At 64.6% G+C, this 16,171-nt stretch carries 16 protein-coding genes; 10 read left to right on the top strand and 6 right to left on the bottom strand.

The features are described from left to right. Positions 1-95: 95 nt before the first annotated feature. Complete coding sequence (locus EPL00_RS19465; RefSeq protein WP_135854965.1) at positions 96-935, bottom strand: sulfurtransferase; 840 nt, start codon at positions 933-935, stop codon at positions 96-98. 233 nt (positions 936-1,168) lie between these two features. On the opposite strand from EPL00_RS19465, the gene EPL00_RS19460 reads away from it, so the two are divergent. Continuing rightward, positions 1,169-2,035 (top strand): sulfurtransferase, encoded by an 867-nt coding sequence (locus EPL00_RS19460; protein WP_135854966.1) that lies wholly within the window; start codon positions 1,169-1,171, stop codon positions 2,033-2,035. Positions 2,036-2,790: 755 nt separating this feature from the next. On the opposite strand, the gene EPL00_RS19455 is transcribed toward EPL00_RS19460, so the two are convergent. Continuing rightward, on the bottom strand, positions 2,791-3,669 hold the full coding sequence (locus EPL00_RS19455; RefSeq protein ID WP_135854967.1) for an SDR family oxidoreductase: 879 nt from the start codon (positions 3,667-3,669) through the stop codon (positions 2,791-2,793). A gap of 99 nt (positions 3,670-3,768) precedes the next feature. Between EPL00_RS19455 and EPL00_RS19450 the strand changes: the two genes are divergently transcribed. The 6 genes from EPL00_RS19450 to EPL00_RS19425 all read left to right on the top strand — a co-directional run bounded on the left by EPL00_RS19450 (position 3,769) and on the right by EPL00_RS19425 (position 11,611). After that, a complete protein-coding gene (locus EPL00_RS19450; protein WP_135854968.1) occupies positions 3,769-4,881 on the top strand; it encodes a sensor histidine kinase in 1,113 nt (370 codons plus the stop codon). A 77-nt stretch (positions 4,882-4,958) separates the two neighbouring features. Next, positions 4,959-5,600 (top strand): rubrerythrin family protein, encoded by a 642-nt coding sequence (locus tag EPL00_RS19445; RefSeq protein ID WP_135854969.1) that lies wholly within the window; start codon positions 4,959-4,961, stop codon positions 5,598-5,600. 264 nt (positions 5,601-5,864) lie between these two features. Next, complete coding sequence (uvrB, locus tag EPL00_RS19440) at positions 5,865-7,928, top strand: excinuclease ABC subunit UvrB (RefSeq protein ID WP_135854970.1); 2,064 nt, start codon at positions 5,865-5,867, stop codon at positions 7,926-7,928. Between the two features lie 463 nt (positions 7,929-8,391). Then, positions 8,392-9,618, top strand: a complete 1,227-nt coding sequence (locus EPL00_RS19435; protein ID WP_135854971.1) for a putative manganese transporter — start codon at positions 8,392-8,394, stop codon at positions 9,616-9,618. 437 nt (positions 9,619-10,055) lie between these two features. Beyond that, positions 10,056-11,177 carry a sulfite exporter TauE/SafE family protein gene (locus EPL00_RS19430; RefSeq protein WP_135854972.1) on the top strand — a complete coding sequence of 374 codons (1,122 nt, stop codon included), beginning with the start codon at positions 10,056-10,058 and terminating at the stop codon, positions 11,175-11,177. Continuing rightward, on the top strand, positions 11,177-11,611 hold the full coding sequence (locus tag EPL00_RS19425) for a universal stress protein (RefSeq protein WP_135854973.1): 435 nt from the start codon (positions 11,177-11,179) through the stop codon (positions 11,609-11,611). The genes EPL00_RS19430 and EPL00_RS19425 overlap by 1 nt, the downstream gene beginning before the upstream one ends. 42 nt (positions 11,612-11,653) lie before the next feature. Here the strand turns inward: EPL00_RS19425 and EPL00_RS19420 are convergent, their stop codons facing one another. Both EPL00_RS19420 and EPL00_RS19415 read right to left on the bottom strand, forming a co-directional pair. Beyond that, a complete protein-coding gene (locus EPL00_RS19420) occupies positions 11,654-11,857 on the bottom strand; it encodes a hypothetical protein (RefSeq protein ID WP_135854974.1) in 204 nt (67 codons plus the stop codon). Between the two features lie 99 nt (positions 11,858-11,956). Beyond that, positions 11,957-13,084: an SPFH domain-containing protein gene (locus tag EPL00_RS19415; protein WP_135854975.1), complete on the bottom strand. Its 1,128-nt coding sequence runs from the start codon at positions 13,082-13,084 to the stop codon at positions 11,957-11,959. A 67-nt stretch (positions 13,085-13,151) separates the two neighbouring features. Between EPL00_RS19415 and EPL00_RS19410 the strand changes: the two genes are divergently transcribed. Continuing rightward, complete coding sequence (locus EPL00_RS19410) at positions 13,152-13,478, top strand: hypothetical protein (RefSeq protein WP_135854976.1); 327 nt, start codon at positions 13,152-13,154, stop codon at positions 13,476-13,478. A gap of 24 nt (positions 13,479-13,502) precedes the next feature. Here EPL00_RS19410 and EPL00_RS19405 read toward each other — a convergent pair whose 3' ends face one another. After that, complete coding sequence (locus tag EPL00_RS19405; RefSeq protein WP_135854977.1) at positions 13,503-13,952, bottom strand: hypothetical protein; 450 nt, start codon at positions 13,950-13,952, stop codon at positions 13,503-13,505. 240 nt (positions 13,953-14,192) lie between these two features. Here EPL00_RS19405 and tnpA point away from each other — a divergent pair, with 240 nt between their 5' ends. Continuing rightward, positions 14,193-14,597, top strand: a complete 405-nt coding sequence (gene tnpA, locus EPL00_RS19400) for an IS200/IS605 family transposase (RefSeq protein ID WP_135854999.1) — start codon at positions 14,193-14,195, stop codon at positions 14,595-14,597. A gap of 4 nt (positions 14,598-14,601) precedes the next feature. Further along, entirely contained in the window at positions 14,602-15,846 is a 1,245-nt protein-coding gene (locus tag EPL00_RS19395; RefSeq protein ID WP_135854978.1) for an RNA-guided endonuclease InsQ/TnpB family protein, read from the top strand. Positions 15,847-15,857: 11 nt separating this feature from the next. Here EPL00_RS19395 and EPL00_RS19390 read toward each other — a convergent pair whose 3' ends face one another. Continuing rightward, a complete protein-coding gene (locus EPL00_RS19390; protein ID WP_162224277.1) occupies positions 15,858-15,995 on the bottom strand; it encodes a hypothetical protein in 138 nt (45 codons plus the stop codon). Between the last annotated feature and the right edge of the window lie 176 nt (positions 15,996-16,171).

Below are 16,171 nucleotides of genomic sequence, written 5' to 3'. Positions count from 1 at the left end.
TTCCTCACGGGCGTCGGCGCTCGCCGAGCGACCGCCGACCGCTTCGGACTTCGATTCGCCCGGATTCTCGGGACTCCGCCGTCGGCGTCTCGGAGCTACGATTCGGTCTCGATGGGACCGCCGACCGCCTCCCAGTCGGTCAGACTCCCCTCGTAGAAGTCCACGTCGTCGTAGCCCAGCGACGCGAGGACGACGTAGGTGTGGCTGATGCGCCGAGCGGTGTTGCAGTAGAGGACGACGCGCTTGTCGGGCGTGATACCGTGGTCGGCCAGAATCTCCTCCAACTCGTCGCGGGGCTTCAGCCCGCGGGTCTCGTCGTCCACCAGTTCCTTCCAGTCGAGGAGCCTCGCGCCGGGGATGTGCCCCTCGTCGTACTCCCAGTCGTCGCGGGTGTCCACGACGACGCTGTTCGGGTCGTCTACCGCTTCCTCGACCTCCTCGTGGTCCACGAAGGGCGATTCCTCGGGGTCGAGGTCCCGAACTCGCGGCTCGTCGCCGCTCGTCTCTTCCGCGGTGCGGGGCACCGCGCGAACTTCGTAGGTCGTCGGCTCTACCTCGGGGGCCTCGCTCTCGGTCTCGTGTTCGCGCATCCACGAACTGAAGTCGCCGTCTAGCAGGTGGAGGTCGGTGTGGCCGTAGGCTTCCGCGGTCACGAGGAATCGCGCCGCGAAGACGCCGTGGGTGTCGTCGTAGGCGACGATGGTGTCGTCCGCGGAGATGCCCGCCTCGCCGAGCAGGTCGGCCCACGCCTCCTCGCCGGGGAGGGTTCCGGGAGCGTCGCCCTCCTCGTCCCGGAAGCTGTCGAAGGGAATGTTGACCGCGCCGGGGACGTGGCCGATGCCGTCGTACTCCCACGCGTCGCGCACGTCCACGACCCGCACCTCGTCGAGGCGGTCGGCGAGCCAGTCGGCGCTGACTACGACGTTCTCGTTCATCGGCCGGGGGTAGGGCGGCCGCGGCTAAATGCCTCGGGTTCCGGTCGCTCCTCGCCAAATCTCACAGCTACCAGCAAGTATTTCTGCTTCTCGGGAAGGGAGACACGTCGAACGCGACCGGCCGGAGACCAGCGCGCCGGGTATCGGCAAAAATCTCCGGGACGGGGGACAGAAGGCGTAAGCTACCGTAAGTAAAGAGGATATAACGCGAGGCCGTGAACCACTAGACGGTTATGAGCGATTCAGAGTACGCGAACGACGTTCTCGTCACTGCCGACTGGGTGGAGGAGCATCTCGACGAGTTCCAGAGCGACGACCCCGAGTACCGACTCGTGGAGGTAGACGTAGACACCGAGGCCTACGACGAGGCCCACGCGCCGGGCGCTATCGGCTTCAACTGGGAGACGCAACTGCAGGACCAGACTCAGCGCGACATCCTCGAAAAGGCCGACTTCGAGGAGCTTCTGGGTTCCCACGGCATCACCGAGGACTCGACGGTCGTCCTCTACGGCGACAACTCCAACTGGTTCGCGGCCTACGCCTACTGGCAGTTCAAGTACTACGGCCACGACGACGTGCGCCTGCTCGACGGCGGCCGGGACTACTGGCTCGACAACGACTACCCGACCACCGACGAGGTGCCGGAGTTCTCCGCGCAGACCTACGACGCCGCGGGTCCCCGCGAGTCCATCCGGGCCTACCGCGACGACGTGGAGAAGGCCATCGACCGCGGCGTTCCCCTCGTGGACGTTCGGTCGCCCGAGGAGTACAGCGGCGAGGTCCTCGCGCCGCCGGGCCTCCAAGAGACCGCCCAGCGCGGCGGCCACATCCCCGGCGCGAAGAACATCTCGTGGGCCGCGGTCACGAACGACGACGGGACGTTCAAGACCCGCGAGGAACTCGCGGACCTCTACGCGGACGAGGGCATCGACGGCGAGGGCACCACGGTCGCGTACTGCCGCATCGGCGAGCGCTCCTCGGTCGCGTGGTTCGCGCTCCACGAACTGCTGGGCTACGACGACACCGTGAACTACGACGGGTCGTGGACCGAGTGGGGCAACCTCGTGGACGCGCCCATCGAGACCGGCAGTGGCGAGTAGCGAGTGAGCGTTTCAGCGCGAGCGACCCCTATTCGTCGCTGACGCTGGCGAGGGCGAGTAAGCGTAGCGCACGAGTCCTCGAAGCGGAACGGCGAGCGTAGCGAGCCGTGAAGCACGGCAGCGGAGAGTAGCGGCCGAGCGTGCCGTCAGGCGGCGAGATAACCTACTCTCCGCTGGCGCTGGGAGCGGAGAGTAGCGAGCGACCGTTTCAGCGCGAGTAATTCCTACTCTCCACTGGCGCTGGCGAGGGTGAGAGCGGGAAAGCGTTGCACACGAGTTCTCGAAGCGACACGGCGAGGAGCAAGCGCCTACGGCTGGTCTTTTCTTTTGCTGTGGTAGGACACGACTCACGTTAAGGGCAGACAGAGATTCATATTACGATTGTAAATTTAGAAAAATATTTACGTCCCTGTTTGAGAATTACTCCCACTGCTTCAGCAAGAAAGCAGCCCTACCCCATGACATCGACAACATTGAAACTCGCACTCGCGGCCGCGCTCGCTCTCACAGTACTTAGCGGTTCGGCCGCGGCGACGCCGAGTGCCGACGTGACCGCGGAAACGACTGACGACGCGACCAGTGCCCTCAACGTGAACGTGAATAACAATAGTTGTCCGATTACGATCACCGGCGGAGTCTCGACGATGTGCAGCGGCGTCGGCGAAAATGACCCCCGCGACTGTTACGAGTGGAACGTGAACTGCTAGCGAACCTCACGTCTCCGGACGCCGCGAGTGACGACGCATCGAACCGAGTCAAATTAATCCCCATTTTCGCAGTTCGATTGCCGACTTCGCCAGCCTCCAGATAGCCCTGTCTCGCACGCGGTCTGGCAGAATCCGCGAGGAGACGATGGCTCGCGCGACCCACCCGACCGGGTAGCGCGTCTTCGGGTCCGCGTCGGTGGCGGCCCGGAGAATAGTCTCGGCGACGCGTTCGGGGCCGACCGCGAGCGGGCCGCCGTCGAGGGCGGCACCGCGCTCGTAGAGGTCGTACACGTCGTCGTATGCCGAGGAGCGTTCGGCGTCGGCCATGCGGTCCATCGCGGCCGCCTCAAAGTTCGTCCGGACCCACGCTGGTTCGACCGCCGCCACCTCGACTTCGGGGGCGACCTCCAGTCGGAGCGCGTCGGTCAAGCCCTCCAGTGCGAACTTCGCACTGCTGTAGGTGCCCAGACCGGGGAACGCCGCCCGGCCGAGGACGCTGGAGACGTTGACGATGCGACCGGAACCGGGTCGGCCGGTCCCGGCCTCTCGCAGGTGGGGCAGGGCGGCGCGCGCGAGGCGGTGGGGCCCGTGGACCAGCACGTCGAACTGCTCGCGGGCGAGGTCGGCCGACACGTCCTCGATGGCTCCGACGACGCCGAAGCCAGCGTTGTTGACCAGACAGTCGATGCCTCCGGCCTCGTCGGCGACTCGGGCGACGACCTCCTCGCACTGCTCGCTGTCGGTCACGTCGAGTTCGGCGGTCTCGCACTCGTCGGCCAGTGGGTCGAGCAGGTCCGCCCGGAGGTCGGTCGCGTAGACGGTCCAGCCCTCGCGGGCGAACGCGCGGGCGGTCCGGCGGCCGATTCCGGACCCGCATCCCGTGAGAAGGACGGTGCGCTCGGCCTGTCGCTCGGCGGTCGCGGTCATACTCGTCTTTCGGACGAGTTACGCCAAAGGGTTCGGGTATCGGGAGCGACCGTCGAGAGCGTCGGAATTATACGTCTCCGGTCACGTCTATCTCGGTAGATGTCGTCAATCGGAGAAACTATCGCCGGGCCGCTCTCGTCCGACGAGACCGGCGACGGTCGGACGGGTGGCGACCCACGCCGGACCGCCGGAAGCGGCGTCATCGCGCTCACCGGGTTCGGTCTCCTCGTGCCGACCGTCTCCAGACTCGTTGCCGGACCCGAATCCCTCGTCGCGGGCCTCCTCGCGGGGCTCGGGACGGTAGTCGCGCTCGTCCTCGTCGCCGCGGGCTACCTGATACATCGCGCCGGGTTCTCGGCGACGAACACCCTTCGCATCGCGGGCTGGAACACGCTCGGCGTCGTCGTCCTCGGATTGGTCCTCGGGTTGGTCTATCTCTACCGACCGGTCGCGGTCCCGCCGTTCGTCGTGGCGACCGTGCTGGGCGTCAGCGCGGCCGCCCACGTCATCATCGGCGTCAACGACGTGCGTCGCATCCGCGCCGAGGAGCTAGCCACCGAACGCGAGAAGACCGCGGTGTTGAACCGCCTCATCCGTCACAACCTCCGCAACGACGTGCAGGTACTCGGCGGGTTCGCCGAGCGACTGACCGCGGAGGTCGAGGACCCGCAACTCGCCGACGTGGCGGGTCGGGTCGAGCGCAAGGCCGACGACCTCGGCGGGATGTACGACAAGGTCGCCGACATCCAGCAGACCATCGAGAGCGAGGCGGCCCCGACCCGCTCGGTCGAACTCCGACCGGTCGCCGACGAGGTGGTCGCCGAGTACCGCGAGGAGTACCCCGACGCCGACATCGAGGTAGCGATTCCGGGGGACTCGTCGGTCCGGGCGAACGACCAGTTGCGCCGGGTCCTCGGCAACCTCGTGGAGAACGCGATTCGTCACCACGACGGCGAGGCCCCGAGCGTCCGACTCGCCGCCGAGGAGACCGGCGGTCGCGTCGAGATTCGCGTCGCCGACGACGGGCCGGGCATCCCCGCCGACGAGGTGGCGGTCCTGACCGGCGACCGCGACCTCACGCAACTCGACCACGGGAGCGGGTTCGGTCTCTGGCTCGTGAAGTGGGTCGTAGAGGGGTATGGCGGCGACCTGCGGTTCGAGGAGAGCGATTCGGGCGGGACCGTGGTCGTGGTGACCCTCGACGCGGCGTAGGGTCGCTACGCGGGAGATGGGGGCGATTTCTCGCCGGAGGCGCTACTTACAAGCGACTGGTTTCCGTACGTCGGAGCATGAACGCAGACAAGTTCCTCGATTCGGTTCGCGACGACAACGAGACCGCCCTCTCCCGACTGGGCTCCTCGAAGTCGCTCTACGCCGAGACCGAGGGTGAGATGGAACCCGAGACCGTGTTCCGCGCCGCCGCGGACGCCGAGTACGCCGCCAGCGAGACGTTCGGGCAGTGGGCCGACGACGCGGCCGCCGAGGAGGTCCGGGAAACCTTCGCCGACTTCGCCGACCAAGAGCGCGACCACTACGAGCAGGTCCTCGGGAAACTGGACGGCGAGACGCCCGACGACCACGACCCGAGCGAGGTGCCCGCCATCCACGAGTACCTGCGGGACCTCGAAGACGACCCGGCTCGCGTCGGCGGCTTCTTGGGTCGAACCTTGGCCAGCGAGAAGTCCAAAGAGCAGATGGTCGGGTTCTTCGTCGGGCAGGCCGACCCCCAGACCGCCCAACTGTTCCGGAACTTGGGCGACGACTTGGACGGGCAGTTGGAGCGCGGAACGGCGTTGTTGGCCGAGGTCTGCGAGAGCGACGAGGAGTGGGACGCGGCGCTCGACGCGGCGAGCGGTGCGATTCAGGCGGCCTACGACGAGTACACCGAGACGCTGGAAGGGATGGGCGTGAATCCGAAGCCCGTGTGCTAAACGACCCGCTTGAGACTTGATTTCGGCGGTCCCGGAGTCGCTATCCGAGTCCTTCCGGGACTTCCTCGCGCTTCTCCTCGGCGGTATCGCCGGGGTACCGACCGGATTCGCTCCTTCGCCGACGTGTTCGCTTGTGCTTGCGACGATATCGGTTCTGGCGACTAGTCACGGGTCGGGTGTCACAGACGTTCGAGTACCTCCGTTCCCCGCTTCGACTCGATAAGCGACCATCTGAAGTAGCTCCAATCCCTACCTCGCTTCACAATGAGCGACGCCGACAGCGGGCCGCTTTCGCCCGACAGACCCGAGGCCGAGTCGGAGTTCCGGGTCGATGCGCCCTTCGACCCCGCGGGGGACCAACCGGAGGCCATCGAGGAGTTAGCGGAGGGGTTCCGGTCGGGCATGGAGAAACAGACGTTGCTCGGGGTGACGGGGTCGGGGAAGACCAACACCGTCTCGTGGGTGGTCGAGGAGATACAGAAACCCACCCTCGTCATCGCGCACAACAAGACGCTCGCGGCGCAGTTGTACGAGGAGTTCCGAAACCTGTTCCCGGACAACGCCGTCGAGTACTTCGTCAGCTACTACGACTACTACCAGCCGGAGGCCTACGTCGAGCAGACCGACAAGTACATCGAGAAAGACGCCTCCATCAACGAGGAGATAGACCGCCTGCGTCACTCCGCGACGCGCTCGCTGTTGACCCGCGACGACGTAATCGTGGTCGCGTCGGTGTCGGCCATCTACGGTCTCGGTGACCCGCGCAACTACGAGGAGATGAGCCTGCGCCTCGAAGTCGGCGACGAGGTGGGGCGAGACGAACTCCTCGCTCGCCTCGTGGACCTGAACTACGAGCGCAACGACGTGGACTTTACGCAGGGCACCTTCCGCGTCCGAGGCGACACCGTCGAAATCTTCCCGATGTACGGCCGGTACGCCGTGCGCGTCGAGTTGTGGGGCGACGAGATAGACCGCATGATGAAGGTAGACCCCCTCGAAGGGGAAGTCGTCTCCCAAGAGTCGGCGGTGCTGGTCCACCCCGGCGAACACTACTCCATCCCCGAGCAGACGATGGACGACGCCATCGCCGAAATCGAGGACGACTTGGACGACCGCATCCGGTACTTCGAGCGCAACGACGACCTCGTGGCCGCCCAGCGCATCGAGGAGCGCACGACCTTCGACCTCGAAATGATGCGGGAAGCCGGGTACTGCTCGGGCATCGAGAACTACTCGGTGTACCTCTCGGACCGCGAGGTCGGCGACGCACCCTTCACGCTGTTGGACTATTTCCCCGACGACTTCCTCACGGTCATCGACGAGTCCCACCAGACTGTCCCCCAAATCAAGGGCCAGTTCGCGGGCGACAAGTCCCGGAAGGACAGTCTCGTAGGGAACGGCTTCCGCCTGCCGACCGCCTACGACAACCGGCCGCTCCAGTTCGACGAGTTCGAGGAGAAGACCGACCGGACCCTCTACGTCTCGGCGACGCCCGCCGACTACGAGCGCGAGCAGAGCGACCAGATAGTCGAGCAGATCGTTCGCCCGACCCACCTCGTGGACCCGAAGGTCGAGGTCTCGGACGCCGAGGGGCAGATAGACGACCTGATGGACCGCATCGACCGCAGGACGGAAAACGACGAGCGCGTCCTCGTGACGACGCTGACCAAGCGCATGGCCGAGGACCTGACCGAGTATCTGGAGGAGGCTGGCGTCGCGGTCGAGTACATGCACGACGAGACCGACACCTTGGAGCGCCACGAACTCGTCCGGGGTCTGCGCCTCGGCGAGTTCGACGTGCTGGTGGGCATCAACCTCCTGCGCGAGGGACTGGACATCCCGGAAGTCTCGCTCGTCGCCATCCTCGACGCCGACCAGCAGGGATTCCTCAGGTCCGAAACGTCGCTCGTCCAAACGATGGGCCGGGCCGCCCGGAACGTCAACGGCGAGGTGGTCCTCTACGCCGACGAGACCACCGACGCGATGGCGGCCGCGATAGACGAGACCCAGCGCCGTCGGGCCATCCAGCAGGAGTTCAACGAGGAGAACGGCTTCGAACCCACCACCATCGAGAAGGAGGTCTCTGAGGCCAATCTGCCGGGGAGCAAGACCGACACCTCCGGCGTGACCGACGGCGAACCCGAGACCGACGACGAGGCCGAGGCGCACATCGAGGAGTTGGAGGACCGGATGAACGAGGCCGCGAGCAACCTCGAATTCGAACTCGCCGCCGACATCCGCGACCGCATCCGGGAACTGCGCGAGGAGTTCGACGTGGACGTAGACGTGGAGGGCGAGGGCGTGCCGGAACCGACCGACGGGTTCTGACGCTCTTTTGCCGCCCCGCTCTCGGGGCGACCGTTCGCAGTCGTCCGAAATCGAACGTCGAGTGTCGAGTACCGAGCAGTTACGCGTCGAACGAGCGAGCGTAGACGCCGAGTTCGCGCTCGCCGACAGCTGTACTCCGGTCGCTACCCCGGCACTCGCTCGTGCGACCGCCTGAATTAGACTAGTCTAATCCTTAGCTTAGACAGGTACTATTTTATACTTCCACGTATCAACTACAGCTGTTAGATTCAAACATGACGTGCGACGATACGCCTGCGTTATCGAGAGTTCCCGACGGGGAGACGGTTCGTCTCCGCACGCCCGCGACTCCCAGCAGACGCGCCGCCGGTCGAGTCGATAGTTTCCCCGGTCGCGTCGGCGGTGACCCCAGCCCGGTCGCAAATGTTCTCCGCCGCGTAGCGACCGCCGACCATCGGTCGGCTCCGCGGGAGGTGTCGTCGGCGTGATATCCCCGGAGCAAGCACTCGAAATCTTGGTATTTTCGGTCCGAGACGGCTTCGTACAGGTCAGCGCGTTCGTCGCCATCACCGTCCTGCTGTTCAGCTACGTCCAGTATCGGACCGGCGGTCGCGTCGTCCGGTTTCTCGAAGACAACGAGCGACTCCAGCCCATCGCTGGCGGTCTCCTCGGGCTGACGCCCGGCTGTGGCGGCGCTATCGTCGCCATGCCGCTGTACGTCCGCGGGACGGTCAGTTTCGGGACGGTCGTCGCCGCGCTCGCGGCGACGGCGGGCGACTCCGCGTTCGTCATCCTCGCGCTCGCGCCGGAAGCCGCGCTCTACGCCTACGGACTGGCGTTCGTCGCCGCGGTCCTGTTCGGCTACGCCATCGACCTGTGGGGTCTCGGCATCGGCCGCGTGGACGACGCCGTAGAGCGCATCGGTCGGCCGATGACCGACGGCGGGTTCGCCACGACCAGCGTCGCCGAAGGTGGCCCGAGCATCCCGGACTACGAGGAGGACGCCGCGTGCGGCCACGACGCCCGAGCGGTCGGAACCGATTCCGGAGCGATGACGACTCTCAGCCACGGCGTTCACGTCCTCTGGTGGGTCGTCGCGTTCGCCGGACTCGTCGCTGGCGTCGAGTACCTGCGCCGCGGTGCCCCCGAGGTCGCCTTGGAGTTCGGTCCCACCTTCTTCGGCCTGTTCACCGTCGCCGGACTGCTCGGGACCTCGGCGTCGTTCTACCTCCACTTCGTCGGCCGCCGGTTCATCGGCGAGGGCGAGGCCGGGCGCGTCCGCGACGACTTCGAGAGCGCCTACGAGACGTTCCAGCACGCCGCCATGGAGACCAGCATGGTGACCGTCTGGGTCCTCGCGGCCTACCTCCTCTACGAGTACAGCGTGGTCGTCTTCGCGCTCGACATCGGCGCGCTGGCGGCCGCCGCGGGCGTCCTCGCCCCGATTGCGGGCGCGACGCTCGGACTCGTCCCCGGCTGTGCGCCCCAGATAGTCTTCGCCACGCTCTACGCGAACGGCGACATCCCCTTCTCGGCGCTGACGGCCAACGCCATCAGTCAGGACGGCGACGCGCTGTTCCCGCTGATGGCCATCGACCTGAAGGCCGCCATCATCGCCACCATCTACACGACGATTCCGGCTATCGTCGTCGGCGTCGCAGTCTACTACTTCTGGCCGTACGCCCAGTTCGGCTTCGGAGTGGTCGGCTGACCGCGATTCGCTCGCAGGTCCCCGGTCCCGGCGACCCACCGGCCGGTCCGGGGTAGCCGACAAGATTGTCGGCTCGAAACACGTTCGGGGAAACGAACATCATAATCGAAGCAAATAGTAGATATCTTCATCAAGACTTTTTTACCGCCAATCTGTTACTCGCCGGTACTATGAACCGAGAGCAGACGCACGCGCGTTCGCACCCCGGACACCCCATCCAACCCCCCACAGGAGGGTTCACGTAGCCGATGATCTCTCCCACTCGTTTCGCTTCGGACCGCTCGACGCTCCTCGTTTTCCCGACCCGATTCCGACCCGCTCCGGAGCCGTCGCTACCCGCTCGGGCGCGTCGAGTCTCCGGTGAGGCGTCCGCCGAGCATCGAGTCGTCTCCCAGCGACGCGACGGTCTCGCCGCGCGAGCGACGTAATCGAGATTCATGACCGAACAACAAGTCACGCCGTCGTCGTCGTACGAGCGGTTGATGGAGACGTTCCTCAAGTACCAGCACGTGTTCGTGTTCCTCGCGCCCGTGGTGTTCGTCGGAACCGTCGTCTTCGGGGGCATCGCGCCCGCGGACGCCGGGAGGAGTTACTGGCTCCAGTACTGGTGGCTGTTCCCCGTGTTCATGCTCGGCGCGACCATCGTGAACACGGTCGGCATCAGCGGGTCGGCACTGTTCGTGCCGTTCCTCATCTTCATTTTCCCGCTGGTCGCCCGTCCGCTCGAACCCGAGACGCTCGTCAAAATCGGGCTCATCAGCGAGTCGTTCGGCCTGTCGAGTTCCGCGCTGGCGTTCGTCCAGTACGGTCTCGTGGACCGGCGACTGGCGCTCTCGCTGGTCGGCGGCGCGGTCCCGTTCGTCGTCGGCGGCGCGCTCCTGTCGTTTTTCATCCCGGAACCGGTGTTCCACACCCTCCTCGGACTCGCGCTGTTGGCGGCGTCCTACCTCCTGTTCAAGGCCGACCTCGGCCACGAGGAGCCGAGTAGCTCGTCGGACGGCGCGTCCGAGGGCGCGGCCGCCGCGGCCGAGACCGACGGCGGCACGCCCGACCTGCCCAACGACGCCGCCAAGCCCGGACAGGGTGGCGTCCGAATCGACGACGAGGGCGTCGTGACGCGGGTGGACCGCGACGGCAACGACTACACCTACGAGCGGTCGGGCTACCTGCGGCGGTTCGCCAACTACAGCATCGGCGGCACGTTCCAAGGACTCGCCGGGTTCGGCATCGGCGAGTTGGGCATCATCTCGATGCTCGGCTCGAAGATTCCGGTCCGGGTCGCCATCGGGACCAACCACATCGTCGTGGCTTCGACCGCCATCCTCGCGTCGGTCGTTCACGTCTTCGGCGGCGGACTCGTCGGCGGCCACACGATGAGTCTCTCCTCGACGCCGTGGAACATCGTCGTCTGGACGGTCCCGGCGACGGCCACGGGCGGCCAGATAGCGCCGTACGTCTCGGCCGCGCTGGACACCGGCACCATCAAGAAGTTCGTCGGCGGCCTGTTCGCGGTCATCGCCACCGCGCTGTTCCTGATGGCGTCGGGAGGAGTGGTCTGATGTACGACGACCTCGTCCTGCCGACCGACGGGAGCGACGGTACCGCGGCGGCCGCCGAACACGCCGCGAGCATCGCCCGCAACTACGACGCCACGGTCCACGTCCTCGCGGTCGCGGACTCGCGCAACCGCTTCGAGAGTCCGTCGGGTGGCGTCGCGGCCGAGGCGTGGGAGGAGTCCGAGCGCGAGCGCGCCACGCAGGCCGCCAGCGAGACCGCGGCCCGACTCCCCGACGAGGTGCCCGTCGAGGAGGTCGTGGAATCGGGCGTCCCGAAGTCCGCGATTCTGGAGTACGTCGAGGAGGCCGACGCGGACGTGGTGGTGATGGGCACCCACGGCCGGACGGGACTGGACCACTACCTCATCGGGAGCGTCACCGAGAAAGTCGTCCGCGCGTCGCCGGTGCCCGTGATGACCGTGCGACTGGACGAGTAGGACGACGAGAAAAACAGCTCCGAATCGAGGGCGACGCGGCCCTCAGCGACTCTTTTCGTACAACTGCGCCTGCTGTTCGACGTACCGCCCGGACCACGTTCGGGAGTAGCTCGCGACACGTTCGCCCAGCGAGTGGAGTCGGTCCATCACCCGCCGGACGAGTCGAGTGTCCGAGCGTTCGCTCGCGTCCCCGCGAGGGGGTTCGCTCCCGTCGAGTCCGCCGACTGGTCGGTCGTCGTAACTCATCACGGTCTTTCATTACACCCCCGAGACAATAAGTACCATGGTCTCCGTCGGCGCGGGAAACGAACGTCGTCGCCCGACGCCGACGAGCGGTCGGGCCGTCTACTCCGACTCGGGGTCGGCGACTTCGGCGGTCTCGTCCAGTTCGGCGGTCTCGTCGGTGTCCACGCCGCCCGCCAGTTCGTCCACCTCGTCCAGTCCAAGTAGCTCCTCGGTCTCGGCGTCGAAGTCGAGGCTGTCGAGTTCGCCGTTCCGTTCTTTCACGTCGCTCCCGGTGAGGTGCTTGCCGTAGCGACCCACCATCGACGAGAGTTCTTGGGGCAGGACGAAACTGGTCGAGTCGCCCTGTCCGATGGCGTCCAGCGTCTCCAGTCCCTTGTCGATGACCGCGCGCTCGCCCATCGACTGGGCGGACTCGGCGCGGAGGACCGTCGAAATCGAGTCGCCCTGCGCTTCGAGAATCTGGCTCTGCTTTTCGCCCTGCGCGCGGATGACCTCCGACGCCTTCTCGCCTTCGGCTTTCTCGACGGCGCTCCGGCGCTCGCCCTGCGCTTCGAGAATCATCGCGCGGCGGCGGCGCTCGGCGGCGGTCTGTTGCTCCATCGCGTCCACGACGGTCGGCGTCGGCATCACCGACTGGACCTCGACGGCTTCGACGCGGACGCCCCACTCGTCGGTCGGCCGGTCGAGTTCCCGCTGGATGCGGTCGTTTATCTCCCGTTGCTGGCGGAGCGTGTCGTCCAGTTCCATGTCGCCGATGACCGCTCGGAGCGTCGTCTGGGCGAGGTCCGAGACCGCCTTCTCGTAGTCCTCGACCTCCAGATACGCCTTCTCGGCGTCCATCACGCGGAGGTAGATGACCGCGTCGGCGGTCACGGGCGAGTTGTCCTCGGTGATGGCCTCCTGCTCGGCCACGTCGAGGGTCTGGGTCCGCATGTCGAAGGTGTGAGTCTTGCTCACCAGCGGCGGGACGACGTTCAGCCCCGGTCCCAGCAGTTTCCGGTACTCGCCGAACACCGTCAGCGCGCGCTTCTCGTAGGGACCCACGATTTCGACCGCGCTGGAAAGCACCGCGAGGACGAGTCCGAGCGCCAGCAGTCCCGCGACTGTCAGGGGGTCCGCCAAGGGGAGGACGAAGAGAAGCGCGAGGACGGCGACGACGCTCGCCAGCAGACGCGAGACGTTGCGCCCGGCGGAGAGTCGCCCCAACTCGTAGAAGGGATTATTCATGTCGTCCAATCGAGGCTAAGGGGGCTTAACGTTTGACGTTTATGTCGCTGGCCGGACAAGGGAACGTATGGCCAACACGCGCGTCGTCTTGGCGAAGGGGTTCTCGGTCGGCGTCGTCGTCCTCCTCGGATTCATCGGGGCGTACGTCCTGTTGGGTCTCGGCGGGTTCTCCCAGTCCGGACTCCTGCTGTACCTGCTGACGTTCTCGTTCGCGCTGACCGGCACCCGCGGCATCTGGACGAACCAGTACAAAATCGCGGCCGTCGGCGCGGTCGGGATGGCCGTCGTGGCGGCGTTGCAGGGCGCGCTGGTCGTCGGGTTCGCGGCCTTGCTCGTGATAGCGGTCGTCTTGGGCTACTCGGGGCGGACGCGCGAGCATCTGGATTCGGAGTAGCGATACCGTCGAAAATCGCCGAAACTACCGGTCGAGTCGGTCCGCGAAGAACTCCGGCGTTTTCGCGTCGTGGGTCTGGAGATACGCGTCAACGTCCGTAACTGCGGAAAATTCAGTTATCTCCTCTAACCACTGCTCGGCGGCTTCGTCAAGATGAGATAGCGTTTTAGATTCGTAGTCGTGAGTATCGACGTAGAACGCGAAGAGGACATTGTAGTGCTTATTATTCTGCGGAATACCCATCACGAGCCGACAGTAAATCCGAAGTGAATCACCTTCCCGGATGACCTGCAGTTCGTCACAACCTTCGACAGTTTCGTAGATGTAGTACTGTGGATTGCTACTATCTAAGACCGTGTATAGTCGTTTGACTACTCGTCGCTGGTCTGTAGCCCCCAACGACGATATCCCCTCACCGAACTGCTCGGCAAGAATAGCATAGTTCTCTTCGTCAGAGAGTTTTACAGTACTCACGTCTGCTCATTTACGGCTATTCAGGGAGCTAACTAAACTGCTTTGAAATAAGCGGGTTAGCTGAATGCAGGCGCTAAGCCCCCGTCCTCAACGAGCAACGCAGGGCCAAGCCCGAGTAGCGCAGTAGGGAGGGGATACAGCGCCGTCATTATCTGTTCGCACACTATTCTGTTACAGGCCCACAGGCCCATGTAATCGCAACGTTTTTGCGTTGGGGTATCCCAATATTGGGTGAACCCAATGGAATACGACCTCGATTCAGGTTCGCACTCGACGTATTCGCTCCATTACCACCTGATACTCACCACGAAGTATCGGCGCGGAGTGTTAACCGAGGAGCGAACCCAATTCATTCACGAGGTCATCAGCGGGTTCGCGGACAACTACGGTGTCGAACTGACCAACCTTGACGGCGAAGACGACCACGTTCACATCCTGTTCCGAGCGAAACCCACCACGGACCTCGTGAAGTTCATCAACACGGTCAAGGGCGCAACCGCCCGCCGAATCCGCAACGAGTACGAAGATGAACTGAAGACCGACCTGTGGGGCGACTCCTTCTGGAACGACTCGTACTGCCTCATTTCGACGGGGCAGGTGTCGCTGGATGTGCTGAAGCAGTACGTCGAAGACCAACGCGAGTAGCGCCATGTACTACGCCTACAAGTATCGCCTCGAACCGTCCGATGCCCACCGCGAGGAGTTGGACCGCCACCGCGATATTTGTCGGCAACTGTACAACCACACGCGCTATCGCCTCAACGAGTACCAAGACGACCACGGCGAACTGCCGTCCATGACCACCCTGCGGTCGGAACTCCCCGACCTCAAAAAATGGTGGGACGATCTCTCGGACGTGTATTCGAAGGTTCTTCAAACAGTCGTCGAACGCCTGTTCGATAACCTCAAGAGCCTCTCTGCACTCAAGAACAACGGCTACGGCGTCGGCCAACTCAAGTGGAAGCCACCACGGGAGTTCCGTAGTTTCACGTATAGTCAGTCTGGCTTCAAGCTCGACAAGAAGGGCGGTCGGACTGTGCTGTCACTCTCGAAACTTGCGGATATCCCGATTCGACTCTACCGACCCATCCCCGACGACGCTACGGTGAAACAGGTCACGCTCAAGAAGGAACCGACGGGCGAGTGGTTCGCCACCTTCGGGGTTCAAATGGACCGAGAACTGCCCGAGCCGCCTGAGAAACCCGAGCGGTGCGTCGGTATCGACGTGGGGATTCTCAAGTACGCCCACGACACCGACGGTCACGCCGTCGAATCGGTTGACCTCTCGGACGAACGCGAACGGTTGGAACGCGAACAACGGAAACTTTCGCGGAAGGAACACGGGTCGAACAACTACGAGCAACAACGGCGGAAAGTCGCGGAGTGTCACGCAGACCTCCGCCGCAAGCGCCGTGACTTCTTGCACAAACTCTCGAACTTCTACGCTCGGGAATACGACCTTGTAGCCGTAGAGGACTTGAACGTGAAGGGGATGATGGAGTCGGCGTCGAACAGTCGCAATACGGCGTCTGCTGCGTGGCGAACGTTCCTCCGGATGCTCGAATACAAGTGTGAACGCGAAGGGACGCACTTCGTGGCGGTTGAACCAGCAGGGACGACCAAGGAGTGCGCGGCGTGTGGCGTTGAGACGGACAAGCCGCTGTGGGTCCGCGAACATTCCTGTCCGTCGTGCGGATTCACCGCCGACAGGGACGCGAACGCGGCGCGAAACATTCTTTCTCGTGGTGCGAAACACGTAGGAGAGGGACGCTCCGAATCAACGCCTGTGGAGACTGCGCTCCCTACGGGAACCACGACAGTTCCTGCAAAGCGCGTCTTGGAAGCAGGAAGCCCTACCCTCAAGGAGCAAACGGCGTCAGCCGTGAGCGAATAGGGTAGGGTAGTTCACAAGTCGAGAACTTCGTCGAACTGTTCGTCGCTGAGAGTACGGCCTTCAGCAATGTCCTCGATTCCCTTCAGGACTCCTTCAGGGACGTACGCCTGTTTTTCGTCCCCGTCTTGACCGTACTCGAACATTGTCATGAAGTCTAGTACGGTAGCCGCGGTAGATAAATCTGTGGGAGTATGTGGGGGCCGTGTTCAGTTAAGAGCGAGGCGGTCGTTCTTCGGTTGCTCTATGACCAAATTCAACCGCCTCAGTGGTTCTAGTTCGTGGATTGACTTGGAGTTTGTGGAGCGAGAGCGGACACCCCGGCCTG

It is taken from the genome of Halorussus salinus (assembly GCF_004765815.2).
Taxonomy (GTDB): Archaea; Halobacteriota; Halobacteria; order Halobacteriales; family Haladaptataceae; genus Halorussus; species Halorussus salinus.
This window is presented reverse-complemented; position numbering and strand designations above follow the sequence as displayed.

Coding starts and splice junctions, on each gene's coding strand:
- EPL00_RS19465 (WP_135854965.1), bottom strand. CDS start 935: ATGAACGAGAACGTCGTAGTCAGCGCCGACTGGCTCGCCGACCGCCTC.
- EPL00_RS19460 (WP_135854966.1), top strand. CDS start 1,169: ATGAGCGATTCAGAGTACGCGAACGACGTTCTCGTCACTGCCGACTGG.
- EPL00_RS19455 (WP_135854967.1), bottom strand. CDS start 3,669: ATGACCGCGACCGCCGAGCGACAGGCCGAGCGCACCGTCCTTCTCACG.
- EPL00_RS19450 (WP_135854968.1), top strand. CDS start 3,769: ATGTCGTCAATCGGAGAAACTATCGCCGGGCCGCTCTCGTCCGACGAG.
- EPL00_RS19445 (WP_135854969.1), top strand. CDS start 4,959: ATGAACGCAGACAAGTTCCTCGATTCGGTTCGCGACGACAACGAGACC.
- uvrB (WP_135854970.1), top strand. CDS start 5,865: ATGAGCGACGCCGACAGCGGGCCGCTTTCGCCCGACAGACCCGAGGCC.
- EPL00_RS19430 (WP_135854972.1), top strand. CDS start 10,056: ATGACCGAACAACAAGTCACGCCGTCGTCGTCGTACGAGCGGTTGATG.
- EPL00_RS19425 (WP_135854973.1), top strand. CDS start 11,177: ATGTACGACGACCTCGTCCTGCCGACCGACGGGAGCGACGGTACCGCG.
- EPL00_RS19420 (WP_135854974.1), bottom strand. CDS start 11,857: ATGAGTTACGACGACCGACCAGTCGGCGGACTCGACGGGAGCGAACCC.
- EPL00_RS19415 (WP_135854975.1), bottom strand. CDS start 13,084: ATGAATAATCCCTTCTACGAGTTGGGGCGACTCTCCGCCGGGCGCAAC.
- EPL00_RS19410 (WP_135854976.1), top strand. CDS start 13,152: ATGGCCAACACGCGCGTCGTCTTGGCGAAGGGGTTCTCGGTCGGCGTC.
- tnpA (WP_135854999.1), top strand. CDS start 14,193: ATGGAATACGACCTCGATTCAGGTTCGCACTCGACGTATTCGCTCCAT.
- EPL00_RS19395 (WP_135854978.1), top strand. CDS start 14,602: ATGTACTACGCCTACAAGTATCGCCTCGAACCGTCCGATGCCCACCGC.
- EPL00_RS19390 (WP_162224277.1), bottom strand. CDS start 15,995: ATGACAATGTTCGAGTACGGTCAAGACGGGGACGAAAAACAGGCGTAC.